The sequence below is a fragment of the Frankia sp. AiPs1 genome, from assembly GCF_023716945.1.
Taxonomy (GTDB): Bacteria; Actinomycetota; Actinomycetes; order Frankiales; family Frankiaceae; genus Frankia.
Genome location: NZ_JAMQQF010000428.1, coordinates 1 through 5,285, shown reverse-complemented (window position 1 = coordinate 5,285; position 5,285 = coordinate 1). Strand labels below are relative to the sequence as shown.

The 5,285-nt window shown below is 73.9% G+C and carries 5 protein-coding genes; 3 read left to right on the top strand and 2 right to left on the bottom strand.

Annotation, left to right across the window (positions count from 1 at the left end; all coding sequences use genetic code 11):
• Positions 1-964: FAD-dependent oxidoreductase (locus ND748_RS24565; RefSeq protein WP_251748343.1), on the top strand; the 964-nt coding region annotated here is incomplete at its 5' end.
• A 50-nt stretch (positions 965-1,014) separates the two neighbouring features.
• Here ND748_RS24565 and ND748_RS24560 read toward each other — a convergent pair.
• Together ND748_RS24560 and ND748_RS24555 are read right to left on the bottom strand one after the other, a co-directional pair.
• Entirely contained in the window at positions 1,015-1,158 is a 144-nt protein-coding gene (locus tag ND748_RS24560) for a GPGG-motif small membrane protein (RefSeq protein WP_165699166.1), read from the bottom strand.
• Positions 1,159-1,245: 87 nt separating this feature from the next.
• Positions 1,246-3,024, bottom strand: coding sequence for a glycerol-3-phosphate dehydrogenase/oxidase (locus ND748_RS24555; RefSeq protein ID WP_251748342.1), 1,779 nt, complete (start codon positions 3,022-3,024; stop codon positions 1,246-1,248).
• Between the two features lie 278 nt (positions 3,025-3,302).
• On the opposite strand from ND748_RS24555, the gene ND748_RS24550 reads away from it, so the two are divergent.
• Together ND748_RS24550 and ND748_RS24545 are read left to right on the top strand one after the other, a co-directional pair.
• Complete coding sequence (locus ND748_RS24550; RefSeq protein ID WP_251748341.1) at positions 3,303-4,481, top strand: acyl-CoA dehydrogenase family protein; 1,179 nt, start codon at positions 3,303-3,305, stop codon at positions 4,479-4,481.
• 77 nt (positions 4,482-4,558) lie between these two features.
• Positions 4,559-5,285 (top strand): acyl-CoA dehydrogenase family protein (locus ND748_RS24545; RefSeq protein ID WP_251748340.1); only part of this gene is annotated, 727 nt, incomplete at its 3' end.

Below are 5,285 nucleotides of genomic sequence, written 5' to 3'. Positions count from 1 at the left end.
GCGTCGCCTCGTGGTGCTCGGCGGCGGCGCCGTCGGCGCGGAACTCGCCCAGGCGTTCCGCCGGCTCGGCAGCGCGCAGGTCACGCTCGTCGAGGGCTCGCCCCGGCTGCTCGCCCGGGAAGAGGAATTCGCCGGGGAGCAGGTCCGCGCGGCGTTCGAGGCGGACGGCATCACGGTGCGCCTCGGCGCCCGAGCCGTCGAGGTACGTCGCAGCCGCACCGACTCCGCGACGTCCCGCGGGCCGGTGACCGTGACACTCGCCGCCGCGGACACCCGAGCCGCCGCGGACACCCGAGCCGCCGCGGCGCGGCCGGACTCCGGGGGCGACACCGTCGAGGCGGACGAGATCCTGGTGGCGGTCGGGCGCACCCCGGCGACCGGGGACCTGGGGTTGGCCGCCGTCGGGCTGCCGCCCGGGAAGTTCATCGAGGTCGACGACCAGCTCCTGGCGGTCGGGGTGGACGGCGGCTGGCTCTACGCGGTCGGCGACGTCTGCGGCCGTGCCCTGCTCACCCACATGGGCAAGTACCAGGCTCGGATCGTCGCCGACGTCATCACCGGACGCCGCCACGTCGCGGGCGAACCCGCCCGCGACGTGGCGGACAGCCTTGCCGTCCCGCGGGTGACCTTCACCGATCCCCAGGTCAGCGCGGTCGGGCTGACCGAGCGGGCGGCGCGGGAGGCGGGCCTGACGGTCCGGGCGGTCAGCGTCGCGACCGGCGGGGTCGCCGGGGCGTCGGTGCGGGGCGTCGGGATCACCGGCACCTCGAAGATCGTCGTCGACGAGTCCCGGCGGGTCCTGGTGGGCGCGACGTTCACCGGCCCGGACACTCAGGAGCTGGTCCACGCGGCGACGATCGCGATCGTCGCCGCGGTCCCGGTCGAGCGGCTGTGGCACGCGGTGCCCTCGTTTCCGACGGTGAGCGAGGTGTGGCTCCGCCTGCTGGAGGAATACGGCCTGTAATTTCGCCTTTTGGCCGACCGGAATCTCCCGTGCAATGCCGAACTACCGGCTCAACTGAACACCGAAACACCGCCCGGGCCGATGAGCAGGCCGACGACGATGAGCACGATGCCGTAGATGAGACCCCCGCGAACGATCGTGACCACCCCCGCAATAACGAAGATCGCCGCGATGATCCAAAGAATGGTGTCCATGCAGGCGTCGTTCCTCGCGCCGGCCTACTAAAACCTGTTCAGCAACCCGGTCAGCAACCCGGTCAGCAACCCGGTCGGGCAACATGGTCAGCCGGCGGTTGGTGCGGGGGTGCGGCGTTCGGCCCGGCCCAGGCGCACGTCGGGTGCGCCGAGCCGGGCCGCGTCCGCGGTGGCGTCGTCGGCCTGCCGCTGTGAGGCCCGTTCGGCCTGAACGCGGGCCAGGTAGTGCTCAACCTCGCGGTCGCGGGCGGCGGCGTCCCAGCCGAGCGTGGGAGCGATGAGCTCGGCGACGTGGCGGGCCGCCTCCACCCCGCGGTCGGGGGTCTCGATCGAGATGCGGGTCCGCCGGGTCAGCACGTCCTCCAGGTGCAGCGCCCCCTCGTGGGTGACCGCGTACACGGCCTCGGCGGCCAGGTAGGTCGACGCCCCGGCCAGCGGTCGGGCGAGCTCCGCCCGGGACCCGGCGAGCTCCAGCACCTCCTCGGCGAGGGTGCCGTAGCGGTGCAGCAGGTGTTCGATCCACCCGACGTGCAGCCCGGCGCGTCGGGCGAGGCTCTCCCGGGCGTTCCACAGGGCCGGGAAGCCGTCGGCCCCGAGCAGCGGGATCTTCTCGGTGCACGACGCGGGCACCGCCCGGTTCAGCCCGCCCACCACCGCGTCGACGGCGTCGGCGGCCATCACCCGGTAGGTCGTGTACTTGCCGCCGGCGACCATCGTCAGGCCCGGCACGGGGGTGACGACGGCGTGTTCGCGGGAGAGCTGCGAGGTGTCCTCGGACTCGCCGGCCAGCAGCGGCCGCAGGCCCGCGTACACGCCGGTGATGTCGTCCGCGGTCAGCGGCGTGCGCAGCACCCGGTTGACCGTGGTGAGCAGGTAGTCGATGTCGGCGCTGCTCGCCGCCGGGTGGGCGAGGTCGAGGTTCCAGTCCGTGTCGGTGGTACCGATGATCCAGTGACCGCCCCAGGGGATGACGAACAGCACGCTCTTCTCGGTGCGCAGGATCAGCCCCGTTTCCCCGTGGATGCGGTCGCGGGGGACGACGATGTGCACCCCCTTCGACGCCCGGACCGACAGCCGCCCCCGGCCGCCCACCATCGACTGGATCTCGTCGGTCCACACCCCGGCGGCGTTGATGGTCTGCCGGGCGCGCAGCTCGATCTCGTCGCCGGACTCCAGGTCGCCCACCGTGACCCCGGCGACCCGGTCGCCCTCCCGGAGCAGGCCGGTGACCCGGGCGCTGGTCGCGACGAGCGCCCCGTAGCGCACCGCGGTCCGCGCCACGAACAGGGTGTGCCGGGCGTCGTCGACCTGGCCGTCCCAGTACTGGATGGCGCCGACGAGGGCGTCGGAGCGCAGGGACGGGAAGACCCGCAACGCCGCCTTGCGGCTGAGGTGCCGGTGATGGGGCATGGTCCCGTCGCCGCCCGGTGCGATGCGGGCCAGGCCCTGGCCGAGGGTGTCGTACAGCAGCACGCCGCTGCCGATGTAGGCGCGTTCCCAGCCGTGGTGGGTCAGCGGTAGCAGGAACGGAACGCTGTGGACGAGATGCGGGGCGAGGGTGTCCAGCATGAGGGATCGTTCCCGCAGGGCCTCGCGGACCAGCGGGGCGTTGAGCTGCTCGAGGTAGCGAAGCCCCCCGTGGATCAGCTTGCTGGAGCGGCTGGAGGTGCCGGCGGCGAGGTCGCGGGCCTCGACGAGGGCCACCGACAGTCCGCGGGTGGCGGCGTCCAGCGCGACTCCCGCGCCGGTCACCCCACCCCCGATCACGGCGACGTCCATCATCTCGGTGCGCATCCGGCGCAGCGCCTCGGTGCGGCGGGCGGGATCGAGGCCCGCGGTCGGCGCTGCGGGCCTGGTCGGCGTCATGGGCGGCTGTCCTCCTTCGGGCGGGCGGGTCCCGGTTTCGGGCGAGTGGGTCGGGGCGGTACCGCGGCGACCGCATCCCCCATCGTGCCGGCTGGCGGTGACCGGCGCCTGTGCGTGGGTGAACGGGGGGCATCCGGCGGGGGGCGGCAAGGTGGCACCGGGTCGGCGGCCGGCGCACGACGGGGTCGTCGAGTATTGCGGTCTGACGTCGAGTACTACGGTCTGAGAGAGTCCGGCTCCCGTGGCGGGCAGGACGCCGACGAGATGGGTTTCACCACGTGGATCTGACCTACCCCGCGGAGGCGGAGGAGTTCCGCGCCGAACTGCGCGCCTGGCTTTCCGCGAACATCCCCGCGGCCTGGACCGAACCCGGCTTCTGGGCCACCGTCGGCGAGGACGAGGCGTTCGACCTGCGCCGGGACTGGGAGCGGCGCAAGGCGCTCGCCGGGTTCGCCGGGATCGACTGGCCGGTCGAGTACGGCGGGCGCGGCGGCACCCCCGCGATGCGGGCGATCCACGACTCCGAGCTGGTGCGCGCCCGCGCCCCCCGCTCCGTGAACAGCCTCGGCCTGGTCTTCCTCGCCCCGACCGTCATGGCGGTGGGCACCGCGGAGCAGAAGGCCGACATCATCGGGCCGATGCTGCGCAACGAGGTCATCTGGTGCCAGGGCTTCTCGGAGCCGGGCGCCGGGTCCGACCTCGCCGCCCTGCGCACCCACGGAGAGCTCGACGGCGACGAGTTCGTCGTCAACGGCCAGAAGGTGTGGACGACGTTCGCCGGTCGCGGTGACCAGATCTTCACGATGGTCCGCACGGAGCCCGGCAGCAGCCGGCACCGCGGCCTGTCGCTGCTGCTCATCGACATGCACGCCGCCGGGGTCGAGGTGCGTCCGATCCGGCAGATGAGCGGGGTCAGCGAGTTCGGCGAGGTCTTCCTCACCGACGTGCGGGTGCCGGCGTCGCAGTGCCTGGGCGGGATCGGCAACGGCTGGGCGACCGCGATGCTGCTGCTGTCGTTCGAGCGCGGCGCGGCCGGGATCAGCCAGTACACCGCATATCTGCAGGCCTACGACGAGATCGTGCGGGTGGCGCGGGCGCTGGGGCGGGCCGGTGACCCGGTGCTGCGCCAGGAGCTCGCCCGGCGCCGGGTCGAACTGGAGTGCCTGCGTTACCAGGCCATGCACGTGCTCACCCAGGTCGAGCAGGGCCGCGACCTGGGAGCGTCGTCGTCGGTGACGAAGCTGCAGTGGTCGCAGGCCTACCAGGGCCTGTTCGAGACGTTCGACGAACTGCTCGGCGCCGACGTCGCCCTGCTGCGGCCGACCGCGGACCTCGACCTGACCGCGCTGCGCCAGGAGAGCTTCTGGACCCGCTCGGTCACGATCTGGGGCGGATCGTCGCAGGTGCAGCGCACGATCGTCGCCGAACGCGTGTTGGGCCTGCCCCGCGGGTCGTAGGCTGCCGTCTCGCTCGCCCCTCGCGTCTCGCTCGCCCCTCGCGTCTCGCCCGCCCCGCCCTCAGGAGAACCGCGCCCGTGTACTTCGCCCTCACCGACGAGCAGCGCGCCCTCGCCGAGTCCGTCCGTGGCTTCCTGGCCGACCGCTTCGACCTTCGGGCGGTGCGGGCGGTCGTCGACGACGAACGGGGCGATGGCCATCCCGCCGATCTGTGGCGCGCGATCGGGGAGCAGGGCTGGCTGTCGGTGTGCGTGCCGCCGGAGTACGGCGGCCTTGATCTCGGCCTCCTCGACGCTCAGGTGATCGCGCGGGAGTTCGGCGCCGGGGTGGTCCCCGGACCGTGGGCGGCGACCATGCTCGCCGGCGCGGCCGTCCGGCGGGACGGCTCGCCGGAGCAGGCCGCGGCCGTGCTCGGGCCGCTCGGCGCCGGCGAGCTCGTTGCCACGGTGGCGTTGCGCGGTCCGGGTAGGCGCCTCGGTCGCGGCGGGATCGCCGTGCGCGCCGACGCCGCGGGCCGGCTCGACGGCGCCGCCTCCGGCGTCGAGTACGCCCACGTGGCCGACGTCATCGTGGTCGCGGCCACCGAGCCGGACGCACCGAGCGCGCCGGAGGGGTCGCCCGCACCGGACGTGTCGAGCGCGCCGGACCTGTCGGGCGGTGCCGGCGGTGGTGACGGCGGCGTGGGTCTGTACCTGCTGGCGCGCGGGGGCGCCGGCGTTCGGATCGACCGGCAGCCGAGCATCGACGGCACCACCCGGCTCGCCGCGTTGACGCTGACCGGGGCGCCGGCCGCCCGCCGCGGAC

Coding starts and splice junctions, on each gene's coding strand:
- ND748_RS24560 (WP_165699166.1), bottom strand. CDS start 1,158: ATGGACACCATTCTTTGGATCATCGCGGCGATCTTCGTTATTGCGGGG.
- ND748_RS24555 (WP_251748342.1), bottom strand. CDS start 3,024: ATGACGCCGACCAGGCCCGCAGCGCCGACCGCGGGCCTCGATCCCGCC.